Source organism: Acetobacter sp. DsW_063, from assembly GCF_002153745.1.
Classification (GTDB): domain Bacteria; phylum Pseudomonadota; class Alphaproteobacteria; order Acetobacterales; family Acetobacteraceae; genus Acetobacter.
The window spans coordinates 142,704-163,770 of the sequence record NZ_JOPL01000005.1; the positions used below are offsets into that span (position 1 = coordinate 142,704).

At 65.0% G+C, this 21,067-nt stretch carries 14 protein-coding genes; all 14 read right to left on the reverse strand.

Annotated features, from left to right (window positions below; translation table 11 throughout):
* Positions 1-172: 172 nt before the first annotated feature.
* Entirely contained in the window at positions 173-2,848 is a 2,676-nt protein-coding gene (gene ppdK / locus HK28_RS00795; RefSeq protein WP_086642708.1) for a pyruvate, phosphate dikinase, read from the reverse strand.
* A 231-nt stretch (positions 2,849-3,079) separates the two neighbouring features.
* Positions 3,080-5,170, reverse strand: a complete 2,091-nt coding sequence (gene ligA / locus HK28_RS00800; protein WP_086642709.1) for an NAD-dependent DNA ligase LigA — start codon at positions 5,168-5,170, stop codon at positions 3,080-3,082.
* Between the two features lie 37 nt (positions 5,171-5,207).
* Positions 5,208-6,938 (reverse strand): DNA repair protein RecN, encoded by a 1,731-nt coding sequence (gene recN / locus HK28_RS00805; protein ID WP_086642809.1) that lies wholly within the window; start codon positions 6,936-6,938, stop codon positions 5,208-5,210.
* Positions 6,939-7,306: 368 nt separating this feature from the next.
* Positions 7,307-8,332 carry an outer membrane protein assembly factor BamD gene (locus HK28_RS00810; protein ID WP_086642710.1) on the reverse strand — a complete coding sequence of 342 codons (1,026 nt, stop codon included), beginning with the start codon at positions 8,330-8,332 and terminating at the stop codon, positions 7,307-7,309.
* 179 nt (positions 8,333-8,511) lie between these two features.
* Positions 8,512-9,414: a UDP-3-O-acyl-N-acetylglucosamine deacetylase gene (gene lpxC / locus HK28_RS00815; protein ID WP_369823571.1), complete on the reverse strand. Its 903-nt coding sequence runs from the start codon at positions 9,412-9,414 to the stop codon at positions 8,512-8,514.
* 405 nt (positions 9,415-9,819) lie between these two features.
* On the reverse strand, positions 9,820-11,343 hold the full coding sequence (ftsZ, locus tag HK28_RS00820) for a cell division protein FtsZ (RefSeq protein ID WP_086642712.1): 1,524 nt from the start codon (positions 11,341-11,343) through the stop codon (positions 9,820-9,822).
* 97 nt (positions 11,344-11,440) lie between these two features.
* Positions 11,441-12,829: a cell division protein FtsA gene (gene ftsA / locus HK28_RS00825; RefSeq protein ID WP_086642713.1), complete on the reverse strand. Its 1,389-nt coding sequence runs from the start codon at positions 12,827-12,829 to the stop codon at positions 11,441-11,443.
* The gene (locus HK28_RS00830; RefSeq protein ID WP_143217269.1) at positions 12,826-13,842 is read right to left on the reverse strand and encodes a cell division protein FtsQ/DivIB; all 1,017 of its coding nucleotides are present in this window, start codon (positions 13,840-13,842) and stop codon (positions 12,826-12,828) included. The genes ftsA and HK28_RS00830 overlap by 4 nt, the downstream gene beginning before the upstream one ends.
* The gene (locus tag HK28_RS00835; protein WP_086642715.1) at positions 13,839-14,819 is read right to left on the reverse strand and encodes a D-alanine--D-alanine ligase; all 981 of its coding nucleotides are present in this window, start codon (positions 14,817-14,819) and stop codon (positions 13,839-13,841) included. Before HK28_RS00835 ends, HK28_RS00830 begins: the two co-directional genes overlap by 4 nt.
* Positions 14,816-15,727 (reverse strand): UDP-N-acetylmuramate dehydrogenase, encoded by a 912-nt coding sequence (gene murB, locus HK28_RS00840; protein WP_198945751.1) that lies wholly within the window; start codon positions 15,725-15,727, stop codon positions 14,816-14,818. Before murB ends, HK28_RS00835 begins: the two co-directional genes overlap by 4 nt.
* An 83-nt stretch (positions 15,728-15,810) precedes the next feature.
* On the reverse strand, positions 15,811-17,244 hold the full coding sequence (murC, locus tag HK28_RS00845; RefSeq protein WP_086642717.1) for a UDP-N-acetylmuramate--L-alanine ligase: 1,434 nt from the start codon (positions 17,242-17,244) through the stop codon (positions 15,811-15,813).
* Complete coding sequence (murG, locus tag HK28_RS00850; RefSeq protein WP_086642810.1) at positions 17,241-18,497, reverse strand: undecaprenyldiphospho-muramoylpentapeptide beta-N-acetylglucosaminyltransferase; 1,257 nt, start codon at positions 18,495-18,497, stop codon at positions 17,241-17,243. The genes murC and murG overlap by 4 nt, the downstream gene beginning before the upstream one ends.
* Entirely contained in the window at positions 18,494-19,660 is a 1,167-nt protein-coding gene (locus HK28_RS00855) for an FtsW/RodA/SpoVE family cell cycle protein (RefSeq protein ID WP_026397744.1), read from the reverse strand. Before HK28_RS00855 ends, murG begins: the two co-directional genes overlap by 4 nt.
* Positions 19,657-21,066, reverse strand: coding sequence for a UDP-N-acetylmuramoyl-L-alanine--D-glutamate ligase (gene murD / locus HK28_RS00860; RefSeq protein ID WP_086642718.1), 1,410 nt, complete (start codon positions 21,064-21,066; stop codon positions 19,657-19,659). The genes HK28_RS00855 and murD overlap by 4 nt, the downstream gene beginning before the upstream one ends.
* Between the last annotated feature and the right edge of the window lies 1 nt (position 21,067).

A 21,067-nucleotide genomic window follows, 5' to 3' on the forward strand; every position in this document is an offset into this window, starting at 1 on the left:
ATGTTGGCTGGACGAACGCCAGTCGTGCCCGGATGTTTGCGCCAGGCAGGAGAAATCAGCGGAAACGTCCTGTTGTGAACTGGACGAAAACAATCAGAGAAAACGTGAACCCTTGACGAAGAAGGGCGGCGCTTGCGCGCCGCCCTTTCCGAAAAGCGTCAGTTCACGCCGATCAGGCTGGTACTTCCGCCGCTTTGCGACGCAGCAGCGCCGCCTGCGCCGCCGCAAGGCGTGCGACAGGCACGCGGAACGGGGAGCATGACACGTAGTCGAGGCCGACCTGTTCGAAGAACGCGATGGAGTCCGGATCGCCGCCGTGCTCACCGCAGACGCCAAGCTTGAGAGACGGCTTGGTGGAGCGGCCGCTTTCGGCGCCAAGACGAACCAGTCCGCCCACGCCTTCGCGGTCGATCGACACGAACGGGTCTTTCGGCAGGAGGCCGTGATCGACGTAGTAGGGCAGGAACGAGCCTGCGTCGTCGCGCGACAGGCCAAGCGTGGTCTGCGTCAGGTCGTTGGTGCCGAACGAGAAGAAGTCGGCGACCTCGGCGATCTGGGCGGCAGTGATGGCGGCGCGGGGCAACTCGATCATGGTGCCGATCAGGTATTCCAGCGTCGTGCCCTGTTCGCCGAACACGGCCGCGACGACGTCTTCCGCAGCCTTGCGGGTGCGGTCGAGCTCGGTCTTCATGCCGACCAGCGGAATCATGATCTCAGGGACGATGGCTTCTCCGGTCTCACGGGAGACGAGGATCGCCGCTTCCATGATCGCGCGGACCTGCATCGCGTAGATCTCCGGGTAGGAGATGCCGAGGCGGCAGCCACGATGACCGAGCATCGGGTTGGCTTCTGAAAGCGCGGCGCGACGGGCGCGCAGGGCTTCGACGCTCTGGCCCAGCGCCTTGGCGATGTCGACCAGCTCGGTCTCGCCATGCGGCAGGAACTCGTGCAGCGGCGGGTCGAGCAGACGGATCGTGACCGGCAGGCCGGACATGATGCGGAAAAGCGACGCGAAATCGTCACGCTGGAACGGCAGCAGCGCGTCGATGGCGCGGGCGCGGGCTTCCGATTCGTCAGCCATGATCATCTGGCGCACATGGCCGATGCGGTCAGGGCCGAAGAACATGTGCTCCGTGCGGCACAGGCCGATGCCTTCGGCGCCGAACTTGCGAGCGGTCTCAGCATCGTCCGGGGTCTCGGCGTTAGCGCGAACGCGCAGGCGGCGAACGTCGTCGGCCCAACCCATCAGCGTGCTGAAATCGCCGGACAGGGTCGGCGGAATGGTTGCGACCTTGCCGATATAGACAGCGCCCGTGCCGCCATCGAGAGTGATCCAGTCGCCAGCCTTCAGCACGTGGCTGCCAGCGGTCAGCGTCTGGGCCTTGTAGTCGACGTGGATGCTGCCCGCGCCTGCGACGCAGACGCGTCCCATGCCGCGCGCGACGACGGCGGCGTGGGAGGTCATGCCGCCACGCGTCGTCAGAACGCCGCGCGCCGCGTGCATGCCGTGCACGTCCTCAGGGGAGGTCTCGATACGGACAAGAATGACGTCCTGACCCTGCGCCGCACGCTCCTCGACTTCCTCAGCCGTGAACACGATGGCGCCAGCCGCTGCGCCCGGGGAGGCAGGCAGGCCACGAGCAAGCTGCGTGCGCTCGGCGTTCGGGTCGAGCGTCGGGTGCAGAAGCTGGTCGAGCGACGCGGGCGGAACGCGTTGGATCGCTTCTTCCTGCGTGATCAGTCCTTCGCGCGCCATGTCGATAGCGATCTTCAGAGCCGCCGCCGCCGTGCGCTTACCCGTGCGGGTCTGCAGCATGTAGAGCGTGTTGCTCTGCACGGTGAATTCGATGTCCTGCATGTCGCGATAATGCTTTTCCAGCAGATCGCGGACGCGCAGAAGTTCGGCGTAGGCTTCCGGCAGGACGGTCTCCATCGGCCGCTGTTCGGCGGCGGCGCGGAGAGCGGACATCGGTTGCGGGGTGCGGATGCCGGCGACGACGTCCTCGCCCTGCGCGTTCACAAGGTATTCGCCGTAGAAGATGTTTTCGCCGGTCGAGGGATCGCGCGTGAAGCAGACGCCGGTGGCGCAGTCTTCGCCCATGTTGCCGAAAACCATCGCCTGCACGTTGACCGCCGTGCCCCAGTTGGCCGGAATGTCATGAAGGCGGCGATACGTATGCGCACGCGGGTTCATCCAGGACCCGAAGACCGCGCTGACGGCGCCCCACAACTGGGCCTGCGGATCGGAGGGGAAGTGCTTGCCGGTCTCTCGGAGCACGATCTCCTTGTAGCCCTCGACCACGTCACGCCAGCTTTCGGCGGAAATTGCGGTGTCGTCGGCCACGTTCAGAGTGCGCTTGCTCTGCTCCAGGAGATCTTCGAAGCGGTGATGGGGGACGCCCATCACGACCGAGCCATACATCTGGATGAAGCGGCGGTAGCTGTCCCATGCGAAGCGGGCGTCGCCGGAGGAGTGCGCCAGACCTTCGACGGTCTCGTCATTCAGGCCAAGGTTGAGAACGGTGTCCATCATGCCGGGCATGGAGACGCGGGCGCCGGAGCGCACGGAAACCAGCAGAGGCGCGTTGGCGTCGCCGAAGGTCAGGCCCATCGCTGTTTCGATGCGGTGGAGCGCCGTCGCGACCTGCCCGGCGAGGTCGTCCGGATAGGCGTTGCCGTTCTCGTAAAAAGCTGAGCAGACTTCAGTGGTAATCGTGAAGCCCGGCGGTACGGGTAGCCCGATGGACGCCATTTCTGCAAGGTTGGCGCCTTTGCCACCCAGCAGATTGCGCATCCCGGCGCCGCCCTCGTTAAGGCCTCCGCCGAAGCTATATACCCATTTCGTCATGACGAGCGCTCTCTCCGAACGCGACGTGCGCCTCCCGACAGCCCTCGGACCGGGGAGGGACTGAAAGGAAGACACGCGTCGCTGGGATTTAATATTATGTCGACTAACGTGTTTCGGTCCCGGTGAAGCATGATGCCGGGAAAGCGACGTTGCGGCAACTCACGTTTTTGGACTGATATATTTCGTTGTAAGCCGCCTTTTTGACGTCACATTTTCGCCGCGGCCGTTTCCTCAGGCTGGAGGAAGGCCCGCAAGCGTCCGCCACCCGGCTTCATCGACTGTTTCGACGCCCAGTTCAGCGGCTTTTTTCGCTTTCGAGCCCGCATCAGCTCCAAGCACGACCAGACCGGTCCTCTTGGACACGCTGTCGGTCACCTTGGCGCCCAGGCGCTCGGCCGTCGCGCGGGCTTCCGGCCGGGTCATGGTGAGGAGAGAGCCCGTGAACACGATTATCTTGCCAGCCAGAAGGCCGCCAGTCTCCTGAACCTCGTCCTCGATCGTCAACTGTGAGGCCAGATCGTCAAGGGTCGCGCGGTTATGCGGTTCTGCGAAAAACGCGACGATCTCCTCGGCGATCGTCGCGCCGACGCCGGTGATTTCTCCCAGTTCCTGCCGCGCCTCCGACCCGATGACGGCCGCCGCAAGCATCTGCTCACGCCAGCGCGTGAAGGAGCCGTAATGCCGCGCCAGCAGCTTGGCGTTGCTTTCGCCGATACGTCGGATGCCAAGGGCGTAAATGAAGCGCGGGAGGGGAATCGTTCGTCGCGCTTCGATGGCTTTCACCAGGTTGCGCGCAGAGGTCGCGCCCCAGCCTTCCCGCTTCGCGATTTCGGCCTCATGCGAGGGCAGGCGGAAGATATCGCCGGGGGCTGCGATCAGCCCTGCGTCATGAAATTCTCGGACGCTGCGGTCGCCTAGACCGTCAATATCGAACGCTCCGCGCGAAACGAAATGAATCAGTCGTTCCACGACCTGCGCCGGACAGGTGAGGCCGCCCGTGCAACGAAGTACGACTTCGCCTGGCGGTCGTTCCGCCGTTGCGCCGCATACCGGGCAATGGTCGGGCATGACGAAGGGCTCGCCACGCTCGCGGTCAGGTTCCGGCACGACGCCAAGAATCTGCGGGATCACGTCGCCCGCGCGCTGAAGCTGCACCAGATCGCCGATGCGCACGTCCTTGCGTGCGATTTCGTCCGCGTTGTGCAGCGTTGCATTCGTCACCAGCACGCCGCCGACATTCACGGTCTCCAGCCGCGCGACCGGCGTCAGGGCGCCGGTGCGGCCGACCTGAATTTCGATGTCGAGCAACCGCGTCACAGCCTGCTCGGCCGGAAACTTCCATGCCACGGCCCAGCGGGGCGCGCGCCCGGCGAAGCCCAGACGCTCCTGCAATGACAGATCGTCGATCTTGTACACCACGCCGTCGATGTCGTAGGCGAGGGCCGCGCGCTCCCGCGCCATACGTTCGAAAAACGGCTCAGCCTCTTCCTTGCCAGCCAGCCGCGCCGACAGCGGATTGACGGTGAAGCCCCATTCCTTGAGCTGTTCGAGATACGCCCAGTGCGACGCCGCCACCGGGGCTGACGCAAAACCCGCCGCGTAGGCGAACAGGGACAAGGGACGTTTCGCCGTGATCTTCGGATCAAGCTGACGCAGCGAGCCTGCAGCCGCGTTGCGCGGATTGGCGAATTCTTTCTGTCCGGCCTCCGCTTGCGCCGCGTTGATGGCGAGGAAGTCGGATTTGGCGAGAAACACCTCGCCGCGAATCTCGATCAGGTCTGGCGCGGCCCCGCGTAGGCGCAGCGGCAGCTCACGCAGCGTTTTCAGATTCGCCGTGACGTCTTCGCCCTCCGTCCCGTCGCCACGCGTCGTGCCGCGCACGAAGCGTCCCTTTTCGTAGGTGAGGCTGATCGAGAGCCCATCGATCTTGGGTTCCCCGACGAAGGCGAGCGCCGCAGTGCGTGCTTCGTCGAGCCCGAGGAAGCGGGCCGCCTTCGTTACGAACGCTTCGAATTCCGCTTCGTCGAACACGTTGTCCAGGGAGAGCATGGGGACGAGGTGCCGGTGTTTGCCGAATGCGCCATCCGGCGCCGCGCCGACGCGAAGGGTGGGGCTGTCGACGCGCATCAGATGCGGGAAGCGCGCCTCGATCGCCTCGTTGCGGCGGCGAAGCGCGTCGAATTCGGCGTCCGGGACTTCCGGCGCGTCGTCGGCGTGGTAGGCCTGATTGAGGCGCGCGATCAGCGCCGCAAGCCGCGCCAGTTCTCCTGTGGCGGCTGCTTCGTCCAAAATTTCGACCGGCGTGTTGTCATATCCCGCCATAACTTTCAGGTCCTCATAACTCTCTGGCCCCGCACGTTCAGTTTCTCGCGTCCAGGAGGCTCGCTGCTGCGGCCCGCGCGGCGTCCGTGACGACGTCGCCAGCCAGCATCCGCGCGATCTCTTCCTGTCGCGCATCTTCCGGAAGGGGGGCGGCGCTGGTCTGCGTGCGACCTGCGCTCACTGTTTTGCCTATTCTCATGTGATGGTCGGCGCTGGCCGCCACCTGCGGCGAATGCGTGACCGCCAATACCTGCATCGACCGCGCCAGACGGCGCAACCGCTCGCCGATCGCAGCGGCGGTCGCGCCACCGACGCCGGAATCGATCTCGTCGAACACGAGCGCGCCGATGGAGGAACGGCCAGCCAGCGCCAGGCGCAACGCCAGCATCAGGCGCGACAATTCGCCGCCCGAGGCCACTTTTCCCAACGGTCCCGGCGGCTGACCGGGGTTTGCGGCGAGCAGGAACACGACTTGCTCCAGTCCGGCGGCGCTCCATTGTTCGGGGGGCATCGGTTGCAATTCGACGACGAAACGCGCGCGCTCCAGCCGCAGGGGCTTCAATTCCGTCACGACAGCCGTCTCGAGCTTACGGGCTGCGCGAGTGCGGGCCTCAGTCAAGGCTGCGCCTGCCGTCGAGAACGCCAGACGGGTTTCCGTTAAAGCCTCTTCCAGCGCCTCGATCCGTGCCGTGCCTGTTTCCAGCGCAAGAAGTCGGGCGCGCAGGTTGTCGAGGTACGCAGGCAGGTCCGCCACCGTCGTTTCGTGCTTGCGTGCGGCCGCGCGCAGGGCGAACAGCCGTTCCTCGGTTTCTTCAAGCAGACGGGGTTGTACGTCCTGGTCCGCGACGAGGCGCGTTAACAGCCCTTCTGCGTCGGATAGCGCGGCCCCTGCGGCGTCAAGCGCGTCGAGGGCTTCCTGAGCCAGCGCCTGATGCGGTTCAGCCTCCGCCGCGCTGTCGGCTTCGCTTGCGGCGGCGGGGGGCGGGAGCAGCTTCTGCAACGCGCGGCTGGCGGCGCGCAACGCGGCACTTGGTCCTGCATTGCGGCGGTCGCGGGGCGTCAGTTCGGCGAGGGCGGCGGCCACGGCTTCCGCCCGTCGTTCTCCACGTTGCAGCGCGAGGCGCTGGGCGGCAAGTTGCACTTCCTCGTCGGGCTGGGGAGCGAGCGCGCCGAGTTCATCGACCGCATGGCGGAGCCACTCCTCCTCCCGCGCTGCTTCCGCGATGTCTCGTTGCGCGCTATCCAGCGCTTGCCGGGCCTTGCGCCATTCGGCGAACTTGCGAGCCACGTCGTCGCGCAGGCGTGGCGGAACGCCGAAGGCGTCCAGGAGATCGCGATGGGTGGCGGAATCGGCGAGGCCCATCTGCTCGTGCTGACCTTGCACTTCCGCCAGCGATCCGGCGATCGTCCGGAGAAGCCCCACGCCGATCGGCTGGTCGCAGACCCATGCGCGAGAGCGGCCATCCGCGGTGACCGTGCGGCGCAGCACGATCGGTTCTCCGGGTTCCGCGGTCAGCCCCTGTTCTGTCAGGAGCGTATAGACCTTGTGGTCCATCGTCACTTCAAAACTGGCCGTAACCCGAGCTTCTGAAGCGCCTGAACGGATGAGCCCGGCATTGGCGCGCTCGCCGAGGGCAAGCCCGAGGCTGTCCAGCAAGATCGACTTGCCAGCGCCTGTTTCGCCCGTAAGCGCGGTCAGGCCGGGATGAAATGGAAGATCGAGAGCCTCGATCAACACGACGTCACGAATGGAGAGAAAGCTCAACATGGCGGAAGCTGTTTCCCCTCCCACGGCGGCCGCGCTTTTTTCAAATGTGTCCGCCTGATCGAATCTGGCGACGGGGTCTGAAGCCGAAACGCATTGTGACTGGGCGGAGCCGTTCAATCATGTTGGATCGTTTCGGCATTGCTGCCCCGTGCCAAAGCGCAAGCTGTGCGACGGCCATCCGGTTAGATGAGATAAAGGCGTCCTGCAAACAGAGAGTCAGGACGTCTTCGCAAATATGGAGACTTCTGAGGTCACGGCCTGTGGACCAGCGACGCCGCTCAAAACGGAGGCGGCCAGCCAAGGGGGCCGTGAAGGGATGTAACCGAGGTGTCCTGTGGCTGGTCATGCCCGGAAAACCGCCGCCGCTGTTATTGGGCGGACGTACCCGGCACTGTCGCGCGCGTAATGGTCGGCCGGCGCGGCGTCACGGTTCCGGTGGGCGTCATGCCGTCGGCGGAGGGAAGAGTCTGGGCCGAAACGCCACCGACCGGCGCGGTGGACAGGGACGGCGGCGCGTCCGCACGACCGACGCCGCGCGCGGCTGACTGGGCGGGAGTCTCCGTGGAGCCCGCTTTCGTGTTCGGTTGAGCGCCGACCGTCGTCCCCGGCGTCGGGATATTGGGGCCAAGCAGGCGATATCTCTTCAGGTTGCTGTAGGCGTATCGATACCACTTGCTGCCCGGGTAGTTGTAGGCCAACACAGCTCCGGTCTGGCGCGCCTGATCGGTAAGGCCGAGCCGGAGATAGACCTCGACCAGCCGCTCGAGTGCTTCGGCTACGTGGTTCGTGGTCTGGTAATCCTGCACGACGTGCTGGTAGCGGTTCACAGCGCCTTCGTAGTTGTGCTGCTGCTGATAATACCGCCCGACGAGCATTTCCTTACCGGCGAGGTGATCGCGGCAGAGATCGATCTTGAGCTGTGCGTCGCGCGCGTATTTTGACTGAGGGAAGCGGGCGATGACGTCTTCGAGGCGGCCCATGGCTTCCAGCGTCAGTTGCTGATCGCGCTTCACGTCGGCGATCTGCTCATAATAACACAGGGCGAGCAGGTAGAACGCATAGGCGGAATCGGCCGATGTCGGGTGCAATTCGATGAAGCGGTCGAGCTGCTGCGCGGCTTCGGGATACTTGTCCTGCAGGTAGTAGGCGTAACCCTCCATCAACTGGGAGTTCGCCGTGTAACCGGAGTAGGGGTAGTTCTGCTGCAACGCCTCGAATTCAGCGGCGGCGAGGCCATAACGATGCGTGCGAAGGGCGTCCACGCCGTTGTTGTACATGGTGTCGGGCGCCGCGAGTTCCGGCGGCTTCTGCTGTTCGTTCTTGAACAGCGAGCAGCCTGTGAGGAGCAACGACAAACCGCCATAGGCGGTGACTCCGGCCAGCCTCGTCGACATTTTATTGGGTATGCGCGAGGACGGTTTTGCCACGTATCTGCTCACTCAGGAAAACTCAATTTGCGGCTGCGCTTATAACACGGATTGTCGACGCGCATAGGCGTCGGGATCCCGCGATGGCGGAGAGAGCGCCTGCGGGCAACGCTTTCCGAAGCTGAGGAATTTTCGGCCGCTGGCCTTCAGGCAGCGGCGCGACGCGGTGCTGGCTGGCGGTAGGTCGGGCCCGAACCGGCCCAGCGCCAGGCCAGTGGATCGGCGAAGAGCGCGCGCAGCAGGCGGTTATTGAGGCCATGCCCGGATTTGTGTCCAGTGAACCGTCCGTGCAGCCGTGCTCCGGCGAGGTAGAGATCGCCAACGGCGTCCAGCATCTTGTGACGAACGAATTCGTCAGGCGCGCGGAGACCTGTCGGGTTCAGGATCGCTTCGTTTTCGACGACAATCGCGTTGCTCAGGGAACCGCCGCGAGCGAGGCCAACCGCGTGGAGAGCTTCTATTTCCTGACGGTTGGTGAATGTCCGTGAGAAGGCCAGTTCACGCCGAAATCCGGACTGATCAAGAGCGAGGGACAGCGCCTGCCGTCCGATCGCGCGGGCAGGGAAATCTATGCTCATCGCGAGCGAGAGGCGTTGTGGCGCGTCCGGCGAGAGTTGGGCGAAGGCGTCGCCCTCGTCGACGCGCACGGTCTTCAGGATTTCGATCTCGCGCCGGGGAGTTTCCTGAGCGCGGACGCCAGCGCAATCGATCAGAAACACGAAGTCGGCGGAGGACCCGTCGAGCACCGGAATTTCCGGTCCGTCGACGAATATGGATGCGTTGTCGATGCCGCACCCATGGAGCGCGGCCATCAGATGCTCGATTGTAGCGATGCGATTACCCGGTTGCTCAGCCGTGCCGATGACGGTGCTGAGGCGCGTGTCGATCACTGCGTCGTAACGCGCAGGAACGGGAGACGCGTCGAGGTCACTGCGATGAAAGACGATGCCGGACCCGGCCTCGGCGGGTTCCAGACGCAGGGAGATATTACGGCCAGTATGAAGACCGATGCCGGTGCAGGAAATGCTCTTTTGCAAGGTCTGCTGCATAGATGCGCGCTCAGCGCCGCTGCGTGTGAATGACGCGGGCAACAGGCCAACTATCGTCTTGTCGGTATTGTGCAACGATCTGTCATCGTCTGCGATCCCGGCCACGAGATCGGCTTCTAGATTGAAGCTGTCCATTTTTTCTCTCTAGCGCGTCCGGATTTATCCAGATGTTCGGGCAGTCTTTGAAACAAAAATAGAGTTTTGCCTGCGTTGGTTCCATTCAAGGATTATTGCGGCATATTACGATCTAAGTTTCTGTTTTTGTTTGAATAATTTTTCGCGCGTGAAGAGGGAGCCGCGAGAGGCGAAACAAAACGGGGCCGACGACATATCGACGGCCCCGTCATGGGTGCTCGGTGAAGCGCGCCCCGAACGCCATTGCGCAGGGGCGATGTTTGCCTGCTTTTAGGAAGGACGGCGCATGAAGGCAGGGATATCCAGTCCCGTGTCGTCGGGCTGGGCAGGACGCACGGTCGGAGCGACCTGAGCGTGCGGCGCCGGGTTGATCTGAGGCGCTGCGCTCTCGGACGCGGAGTCGGCGCGGGGTTCGGCCTGACGACGAAGAGCGCCAGTGACCATGCCGAACAGGCTGCGGCCCTGCTGAGGCTCAGGCGCGCGGGCTTGCGGGGCCGGGCTGCGCGTCGCGTCGGTGAACAGGCCTGCACGCGGTGACGCCGGTCGGGCCGGGGCCTCCATATTGAAGTTCGGCGTCGGGCGCGGCGCTGACGGGTAGGTCGGCGCCACGAACGGAGCAGCCTCGCCGGTCATGGGTGAAGCATGAGCGCCGGAAGCCGGCGTCGCCGCGCGGCCGACGGGTTGCTGCGCCGTGTTCACGCCATGCGCGAAACCCGGAGCCGTGGGGGCGGCCTGTGTAACGTAGGCGCCGTCCGTGCCGGTCGCGGCGACGGGAGGCTGCTCGGCGGCGACGTTATCAACCGCCAGACGTGGACGCTGCGTCGGGATGTCGATGCCCGTAGCGACGACCGAAACGCGGATCTTGCCATTCAGCGATTCATCGACAGCGGAACCGAAGATGATGTTCGCGTCTTCCGCGACTTCTTCGCGGATGCGGTTGGCGGCCTGATCGACTTCGAACAGCGTCATGTCTTCGCCGCCCGTGATGTTGATCAGCAGGCCGCGCGCGCCGCCCATCGACGTGTCTTCGAGAAGTGGGTTCGAGATCGCGGCTTCGGCTGCGAGACGAGCGCGGTCGTCGCCCTCGGCCTCGCCCGTGCCCATCATTGCCTTGCCCATCTCGGCCATGACGGTGCGGATGTCGGCGAAATCGAGGTTGACGAGGCCCGGGGCCATCATCAGGTCCGTGACGCCGCGCACGCCCATGTAAAGAACGTTGTCGGCCATCTTGAACGCGTCCTTGTAGGTCGTGCGTTCATTGGCCAGACGGAAAAGGTTCTGGTTGGGGATGACGATCAGCGTATCGACATACTGTTGAAGCTCAGCGATTCCTTCGTCCGCCGCCTTGGCGCGACGCGGTCCCTCGAAGCTGAACGGCTTCGTCACCACACCTACCGTCAGGATGCCGCGTTCGCGCGCCATGCGCGCCACGATCGGCGCAGCGCCTGTGCCTGTACCGCCGCCCATGCCCGCCGTCACGAACACCATGTGCGAGCCGTCGAGGTGGCGGGCGAGTTCATCGCCAGCTTCCTCGGCTGCGGCGCGGCCGATTTCCGGCTTCGCGCCAGCGCCGAGTCCCTGAGTCAGGTGCGGGCCAAGTTGAATGCGACGATCCGCGCGCGAATGCATCAATTGCTGCGCGTCGGTGTTGGCGACGACAAACTCCACGCCCTTGAGATCGGCGAGGATCATGTTGTCCACGGCGTTCGTTCCGCCGCCACCCACGCCGATAACCGTAATCTTCGGTGTAAAGTCGGAGTGAGACTGGGGCGGCACGGTCAGGTTCAGGGTCATTTACGCTTCCTTGGACGATGATGCGGCGTCGTGACCGTCACGGTACACCCCGCGAATCGGCCTGTGAATCGAAAAAATGCGTGTCTAGGCGAACATATCAGACACGATCGCGGATAAACGATACCAGACGGTTCATAAATCCTGCCGGACGCTCGTCTGTAAACTCGATGTCTCCGAATGGGCGCTCGACCGAGGCCGCCCAGGCGAGGAGGCCTGCGGTCGTGGCGAAGGTCGCCGCGGCGCATTCCGCGGGCAGTCCGACGACGTTCATCGGCTTGCCGAGCCGCACGGGCCGGTTGAGCACGCGCGCCGCAACCGAACCGACGCCGTCCAGCAACGACGCTCCACCCGTCAGCACCACGCGGCCCCCCGCGAGTCGACCGAGACCAGCGCCGTCGAGACGGTCGCGGACCAGTTCGAAGGTTTCCTCGATTCGTGGGCGGATGATGTCGCCCAGCGCGGCGCGCGGCATCAGTTCGAAACTCGGCGCATCGACGCCTGCACGTTCAATGCGGATAGACACGCCGTCGTCGCTGTCCCCCGACAGGTCTGCGTGACCATGCATGGTTTTCAGCCGCTCGGCGTTATCGGACGACGTGCCAAGTCCGCGCGCTATATCGCGTGTCACGTGCTCCCCGCCGACGCCGATCTGTGCGGTGTGGACCAGTTGTCCTTCCGCAAAGACTGCAAGAGACGTGGTGCCGCCGCCCATGTCGACGACCGTGGTGCCGATCATTCTCTGGTCGGCGTCCGTGACGGCGAGGCCGGATGCGAGCGGCGCGGAGACGAGCGCGTCGAGTTTCAGCTCGGCGCGGCCGAGCAGGGAGTCCAGTGTGCGCAGCGCGGTGGAAGCCGAATCGATGACGTGGAGCCGCGCGCGCAGTTGGTCGCACAGATGGCCGCGCGGATCGGTCACGCCGTCGGTCTCGTCCACCGCGAAATCCAGAGGCAAGGTGTGAATGACCGCGCGTCCTTCGGACTGCGCTTTCATCCGCCCTTCGGTAACGATTCGCCGGATGTCGGCGTCGGTGATTTCGCGCCCACCCACGGGCCAGTGCACGTTGAACAACCGGCTTTCCGGTTGTCCGCTGGACAGGTTGACGACGACCTTGTCGAGAGAGCGGCCAAATTCGCGTTCGGCGTTGCCGACGACGTGCCGGATGATCGCTTCGGCCGCTCGGAGATCGACAACGGCGCCGTTCTTGACGCCGTTCGACCGTAGCCAACCGCATCCCAGCACCCGCAACGTTCCGTCGGGCTCGCCTTTGCCGATCAGGCAGGTGATTTTGGTCGAGCCGATATCGAGGACGCCAACCACCTCACGACGCCATGCGCGCGCCTGAGGACGGCTTTCGGAAGGCGGCAGGCCAAGCGGGCGCGAAGAATCGTCGCTCTCTCCGCGTCCCGTCGGGCGGCGACGTTCCGGACCTTTGCCGACGAGCGCCAGAGCGCCTGATGTTGAGGGAGTCTCGACGAGGTCGTTCATGCCGGCAGCCCTTCTTCCGTTGTGTTCGCGCGTCCGCTGCGTTCGTTGCTTCCACCGGTCGTCCCGTTTTCTGCGCCGGGTTGTTGTCCGGAATGCGGCGCGGCGGCATCGCCATGACCATCGGCAGGCGCTGCGCCCGGCGTGCTGTCGGGCGTTGGCGGAGCCTGACGCTCGCGGATGGTCAGTCGATCAGGCAAGCGCATGTCAATGACCTCAACCGGGCGGTCAAGCAGTCCGAACTGTTTCTGCAGGCGTTCGAGGCGGTTGAGCGCAGCCTCTTCCTCAGCTTCAGGCAGTTGCACCACCGTACCGTCGCGCAGGCTGATCGACCAGCGGCGTTCGCCAACCAGAGTCGCAGCCGTCATGCGTGCGCTGACGTCTGGCGCTTTCGCGAGGGCGTCGAGCAGTTCCGCCGCGCTGTGCGCAGCACCTTCGCCCACTACCAGAGGGAGTTTCATGAACGCCTGGGCGTCCTTGCCGGTCATGCCCTTGTCGGGAACAGGTTCGCCGTTCCGGTCGATCAATACGAAACGTCCCTTGTTCTGCCACACGGCGAATGGCGGGCGTTCGACGAGGCGAACCACGATCAGGCCGGACAGGTGCCGTTCGACGCTGGCGTGATCGACGAATGGCAGATCATCAAGGCGTTGGCGTGCTTCCGTCACATGAAAGCCCAGCATTGAGTCGCCGACGGAAACGCCGAGAGCCGTGCGGATAGAATCGAGGCTTGTGAGGTTCTGGCCTTCGACCCGGATCGCCGTCACCTTCAGCGGGATGGCGGCCTCAAGCCTGTTCCTCAGCGGTGTCAACAGAGCGTCGTTGCCGTGAAACGAAAGGAATGCGAAGCCGCCCGCGCCGACAACGCCCAGCAGCCCAAGAGTTTTCAAAAGGCCTTTGCGGCGTCGCAAAAGAAGCCCGATGCGCGATGGGCGATCCATGCGTGTCGAACGACGCCCGGTCGCGCCCGTGCCGTTTCCGGCGTTTGGTTGGGGTGAGACCGGGCGCTGGCTCAACGGCGGCTTCTTTCGGCGCGACGCTCGGCCTCTCGCACCAGACGATCGCAGAGTTCCTCATAGGAAATTCCACAAAACGCCGCCTGCTCCGGCAGGAGCGAGGTTGGAGTCATGCCCGGCTGAGTATTCACTTCCAGCAGGGCAAGGCGTCCCGGTTCGTCGGGACCGCAGCCGGTGTCGTCGTAACGAAAGTCGGAGCGTGACGCGCCGGCACAACCCAGAACCTTGTGCGCAGCGATCGCTATTTCGCAGGCGCGCCGGAAAATGTCGGGGTGGATCACGGCGGGCAGGACGTGCCGACTTCCGCCGTCTCCATATTTTGCGTCGTAATCGTAGAAATCGTGGCCCGTTGCGACGTTCGGCAAGATGTCCGTGACGGTCAGGGCCTGCGGCTCGTTCTCACCGTCGTCGAGGACGCCGACAGTGATTTCCCGACCCGCGATATAGGACTCCACCAGCGCGAGTGGCCCGTAGCGCCACGCGTTTGCGATTTCGGCGCGACGGTTCGAGCCTTCGCGGACGATGGAAACGCCGACCGAAGATCCTTCGTCCAGGGGTTTGACGACGTATGGGGCGGGCAGCGGATCCGCCTCCGCAAGCTCAGCGATCGTCACCGTTTTGCCGTTAGCCATTGGCAAGCCTGCGGCGATGAACAACGCGCGAGAGGCCGCCTTGTCCATGGCTGTGGCGGAGGCGCGAATGCCAGAATGGGTATAGGGAAGCCCCATCCATTCAAGCACGCCCTGAATGGCGCCGTCTTCGCCGAAGCGGCCGTGCAGGGCGTTGAACACCACGTCCGGCCGTTGCTCGCGAAGCCCGGAGACCAGCGCCATGACGTCTTGGCCGGGGTCGAGCGGCGTGACTTCGTGTCCGGCGGCCCGCAACGCCTTGATGACCTCCCCGCCGGAAGACAGGCTGACCTCGCGCTCGGCGGAGGCGCCGCCGAGCAGCACTGTGACCCGTCGCATCGCACTCATGCTGCGCCTCCTGTCTCGGTCGATGGAATTCCCAGGCGCTTGATCTCCCAGTGCAGAGACACGCCGGACTGTTCCATCACACGCTTGCGCACTGTTTCTCCCAGCGTTTCCAAATCGGCGGCTGTCGCGCCGCCCGTGTTGATCAGAAAGTTGCAGTGTTTTTCACTGACTTGCGCGCCGCCGATCGTCAGGCCGCGGCACCCGGCGGCGTCGATTAGCTGCCAGGCTTTCAGTTGCGAAGTCGCTGCGTCCGGGTTGCGGAACGTCGAGCCGCCGGTGCGCGCACGAACGGGCTGAGCGCTTTCGCGCGCTGCGCGCACGTCAGCGATGCGGGCTGCGATGTCGGCGCGGTCGCCCGCCGTGGCGCGCAGGCGCGCCCGAACGACGACAGAGCCGTCGGTCAGTGCGGAGTGGCGGTATCCGAACCTGAGGTCGCCAGCATGCAGCCTGACAAGGCCGCCGTCGCGCGTGACGATCTCCGCCCAGTCGAGCACGGTCGCCATGTCGGACCCGTAGGCGCCGGCGTTCATGCGTACCGCGCCGCCGATCGAGCCCGGGATTCCAGCGAGAAACTCAAGCCCAGCGAGCCCGGCTGCGGCGGCTGTCTCCGCAACCGTTGCATCCAGCGCCGCGCCGCCGACCACAAGTCCTTCTTCTTCCGTGACGATGGCGGCGAAGGCGCCGCCAAGACGCACGACAAGGCCGGACAGGCCACCATCGCGGATAATCACGTTGGAGCACGCCCCGAGCGTCGTCACCGGCAATTCAGGGGAGAGGCGGGACAGAGCCGACGCGAGGTCGTCTCCATCCGCTGGCTGAAACAGGCAGTCAGCGGGGCCGCCGACACGAAACCAGCTGCGGGGGGCGAGCGGTTGTCCAAACGAGACCTTGCCGCGCGCGCCGCGCATCGCGTCGCCGAGCGCATGCGCCAGCGTTCCGGCGGCTTGGGAGCCTTCGGTCGTCGGGGCTTTTCGCAGGGCGAGCGCGTCCGTCATGCGGCGAAACCGCCTTTCTGTCCGCTCTGCAGGGCGGCGAGTTCGGAAGGCAGCGCCTGCGCCCAGTTGGTGATGGAGCCTGCGCCGAGGCACACGACGTAATCACCCGGCTTGGCCATGGCGTTGATCATTTCGGCGAGGTGCGCGGGGTCGGTCAGCGGCACCACGGAGCGGTGTCCGCGCTCGCGCAGGCCATCGACCAGAAAATCGCGGTTCACGCCGTCGATGGGAGCCTCTCCCGCAGCGTAGACATCCGCCACGATTACCGAATCCGCGTCGTTCATGCAGGTGCAGAACTCGCCGAACAGCGTCTGGAGGCGGGAGTAGCGATGGGGCTGCACGACGGCGATGACACGGCGCGCGCCAGCCTGTCGGGCTGCTTTCAGTACGGCGGCGATCTCGACGGGGTGGTGCCCGTAATCGTCGATCACCGTCACGCCCGCCGTTTCGCCGGTGCGGGTGAAGCGACGCTTCACGCCACGGAAGGACGCGAGGCCGGAGCGGATGGTGGCGTCGTCGATGTCCATTTCGGTGGCGACGGCGATCGCAGCCAGCGCGTTCTGGACGTTGTGGCTGCCGAGCATCGGCAGGCGGAACGGCCCTGCACGACGCGAACGACGACGGGTGCGGTCAGTGATCTGGACCTCGAATGTGGCGCCCAGCTTGTCGGTGATCAGCTTCTCCGCGCGGACGTCGGCCTGTGGCGAGAAGCCGTAGGTGACGATCCGATGGTCGGACAGGCGCGGGATCATCTGCTGCACGGCCGGGTGGTCGATGCACAGCACCGCAAAACCGTAGAACGGCACGTTGGAGACGAACTGGTCGTACGCGGCCTCCATGGCCTCGGCCGATCCCCAGTGGTCAAGATGCTCCGGGTCCATGTTGGTGACGACCGAAATGACCGAAGGCAGGCGCAGGAACGACCCGTCGCTCTCGTCGGCCTCGACCACCATCCACTCGCCTTTGCCCATGCGCGTGTTGGTGCCATAAGCCTCGATGATGCCGCCGTTGATCACGGTCGGGTCCAATTTGGCCGCTTCCAGCACGGCGGCCACCAGACTGGTCGTCGTGGTCTTGCCATGCGTGCCGCCGATGGCGACCGACCAGCGCAGACGCATCAGCTCGGCCAGCATTTCCGCGCGGCGTACGACCGGTATCAGACGGCTGCGCGCCGCCACAACTTCGGGATTGTCACGGCCCACGGCGGTCGAGATCACCACGACCTGCGCCTGCCCGAGATTGGCGGCGTCGTGGCCGATGGTCACGGAGACGCCTGCGGCGCGCAGACGGCGGACATTGGCGTTCTCCGACATGTCCGACCCCTGAACCTTATAGCCCAGCAGGTGCAGCACTTCGGCGATCCCGGACATTCCGATCCCGCCGATGCCCACGAAGTGGATGACGCCGATGGACAGCGGAAGAGCTCTCATACGTGGGACTCCATGGACAGGGCGGGCGAGCGACTTGCGTCGCCGGAAAGCGTGACGGACACAGGGGAGCCGAGGGGCGGCGTTTGCGCGCCAGAGCCGTCCGGCCCGGACGAGTGGGGGTGGGCATAAGCGCTCGGCGGCGCCTGATGCAAGCTTGCTTCCACAAGGTCGGCCAGTCTTTCGGCGGCGTCGGGTCGGGCCAACGTCGCGGCGGCTGCGGCCTGCGCCGTCAGGGTGTTCGGATTTTCAAGCAGGGGCAGCAACGCCGCTGCGAGGGATTCCACTGTAAAAACGGGCTGCGGCATCAGCCGCGCCGCGCCGATCGTCTCCAACGAACGCGCGTTGGCCGTCTGCTCGTCGCTTGCTGCGACGGGAAGGGGAACCAGGATCGAGGGGCGTCCGGCGGTGGCGATTTCCGCAACGGACGACCCGCCTGCGCGTCCGATCACCAAGTGTGCGTCGCGTAGCAGGGCGGGGACGTCGGAGAAAAACGACTCCACGCGCGCAGGTATGCCAGCGGCGGCATAGGCGGCGCGAACGCGTTCGGCGTCTTCAGTCCGCGCCTGCTGCGTCACATGCAGGCGGGCGCGCAGCGAGAGCGGCAGGGCGGCGAGGGCGGACGGTGCGACGTCAGAGAACACCCGCGCGCCGAGGGAGCCGCCCCAGACCAGAACCCGGATGGTCTCGTCAGGCGCGCGATAGGCCTCCCCGGCGAGGGCTGCGATGGCGGGGCGGACGGGCATGCCGGTCATGTGGGCAGTCGCGCGCGAAGGCAATCCGGCGACGCTCGGGAAGGATGTCGCCACGGCGTCAGCGAAGCGCGCCAGCACGGAGTTTGCGCGACCAAGCACCGCGTTGCCTTCGTGCAGGATGATGGCGGGGCGGTTCGTGCGTCCCAGAAGCCGGGCGCCGAGCAGCGGCGGAACGGAGGGATAGCCTCCGAAGCCGACGACAGCGGAGGGACGCAGCGCAGTCATGACGCCACGCGCTGCCCATGCGCCTTTAAGGAGAGCCAGTCCGCCGCGCAGCGCACGTATCGGCCCGCGTCCCGCCACTCCCGCGCCGGGAAGCACGAATTGCTCTGCGTCGGCGAAGACGCCCGTCGTGCGTTGCCCGGCGCGTGCGTCGGTCATCAGGACGACGCGGCGACCGCGCGCCACCAGCGCGTCGGCCAACGCTTCGGCCGGGAAGAAATGCCCGCCGGTGCCGCCCGCTGCGATTACGATCGGACCGTTTTCGTCACGCATGCTCATGTCGCCGCCTTCCAAGCGCCGGTCGGGGTCGCCAGTGTTCGGCCGAGGCGGCTTTGCCGGACATGTTGGCGCGTGAGCGCGAGCATCATGCCGATTGTCAGCGCGACGGACATGGCGGACGAGCCGCCGTAGGAGATGAACGGCAGCGTCATGCCCTTCGTAGGAATGAGATGCAGAGTCGAGCCCATGTTAACGAACGCCTGCAGGCCGAACCCGGTGACCAGACCGGATGTCGCGAGGATCAGGAACGGGTCGTCTTCACGCAACAGGCGGAGGACCGTCCTGATAACGATTGTCGCAAACACCGCGATGATGAACAAGCAGATCAGCATGCCGTATTCTTCGCCAGCGACTGCGAAAACGAAGTCGGCATGCGCGTCGGGCAGCAGATCCTTGACGCGGCCTTCGCCGGGGCCGCGCCCCATCAGGCCACCGTTGCCGAAAGCGCGGAGCGCGGTGTCGATTTGGTAATGGTCGCCGACATTGGGGTGGAGGAAGCGTTCGACGCGAGAACGGACGTGCGGGAAAATGAAATAGGCCGCAACGCCCGCGCCGCCCATCGCGCCAAAGCCGATGCCCACCAGCAGGATGTTGAGGCCATCGACGAAAAGCTGCGCCATGAACACGGTGGTGATGACGGTGAGCATCCCGATATCAGGCTGCGACTTCAGCAGGACGAGAATGACCCCGTACCCAGCAAAAGCGAGAAGCATTCCCGGGAAATACCGGCGTACGCGTCTCTGGGCGAGAAGCCACGCCGTGACGACCGCGAAACAGGGTTTGAGAAATTCCGAAGGCTGCACCGACATCATGGGAAGTGCGATCCAGCGGCGCGCTCCCTTGATTTCGATACCGTGGACCAGGGTCATGGCGGTGGCGCCGATGGCGACGACGCATCCGATGAAGGCGAGGCGCATGACGCCTTTACGCGACAGCATCGACACGCCGACGACGATCAGACCCGCGATGGCCAGAAACATGACTTGCTTGAAAATGAACATGTTGCGCGAGGCGCCGATGCGCACCGCGACGGCGGGACTCGCTGCCAGCATCAGGATGTAGCCGAAGCCGATGAGGGTTCCGACGCATGCGAGCGTCATGCGATCGACGCTGCGCCACCAACGACCGATCGACGAATTGTCGATGCGTGAAAGTCTGCTCATCGTTCCGGGAGCCCCGATTTGCCCTGATTCATTAGTAAAGCACGCGAAAGCGCAATGAAATGTAAACCTCGCGCTTCAAAGCCGGAAAATTGATCGAAACTGGCGCAGGCGGGCGACAGCAGGACGACTTCGGCGCCGGTGGCCTTCGCTGCCGCGAAGGCGGCGGGGACGGCATGTTCCAGATCGCCCACGAGCCTGTGCGCCACGCCATGCCGTGCGAGCGTTTCCGCCAGCATCGGCGCGTCGCGCCCGATCAGAAAAGCCTCCTCAATACGCGGAAAATACGGCGCCAGATCTTCGATCCCGCCCGCCTTGGCGATGCCTCCGGCGATCCACACGATACGGTCGTAGCACGCAAGCGCGCGGGCGGAGGCGTCGGCGTTGGTCGCCTTGCTGTCGTCGACGAACGCGACGCCGTCGGCGTTGGCGATCAGTTTCTGCCGGTGGGCCAGGCCGTCGAAATTTCCAATGGATTTGGCGAGAACATCGCGAGGCGCACCGAGACGAAGCGCCATCGCGAGGGCGGCGCATGCGTTTTCGGCATTGTGCGCGCCTGGAAGGGACGAGCCCGGCGTGGCGATCAGGCCGCTTTCATCAACGATCCCACTGTCATCAGCGTGAATGTCCGCGTGTTTGTCGGTGGCCGAAATGGTTTGCACGGGAACGCCGCGCGTGCGCAGGTCAGACGCGACGCCATCCAGCATCGGGTCGTTCATGCCGATAACGGCAAGATCGTGTGCGTCCATGCGGTCGAAAATATGCGATTTTGCGTTGACGTACCCGGTCATGTCGCCGTGACGGTCGATGTGGTCGGGGCTGAGGTTTAGCAGGCACGCTACGTCGAAATGCAAGTCCAAAAGTCGTTCCAACATGTAGGAGGACATCTCCAGAACATACACGCCGGAATCGGGCAAAAATGGGAGCGAAAGCGCGGCTGGGCCGAGATTCCCGCCTTCGGCGACAGGAACGCCGGAGGAACGCAAAAGATGCGCGAGCAATGCGGTTGTCGTCGATTTTCCGTTCGTCCCGGTGACGCCAGCGAAGCGCGCTTTTGAGCCAGCCTTGCGCACGGCCTGAAAAAGCAGCTCCGCGTCGGAGACGATGGGAACACCTGCATCCCGCGCCAGCAACGCGACCGGGTGCGGTTTGGGCAAAATATGGGGAATTCCGGGCGACATCACCAGAGCGTCGAAGCCTGCTAGGGTGTCGAACGGCGCCACAACGAGTTCGCCGGATATCCCGGTTTCGGTTTCCGCCAGAGCGGCGCGGCCGTTTTCGCCGTCGTCCCACGCCTGCACCGTGGCACCCATGCGCGCCAGAGCGCGCGCCGCCGGGGCGCCATTCCGTCCGAGTCCAAGAACCGCGAAGCGGCGTCCGGAGAAAATGTCTGTCGGAAACTCCGTCATG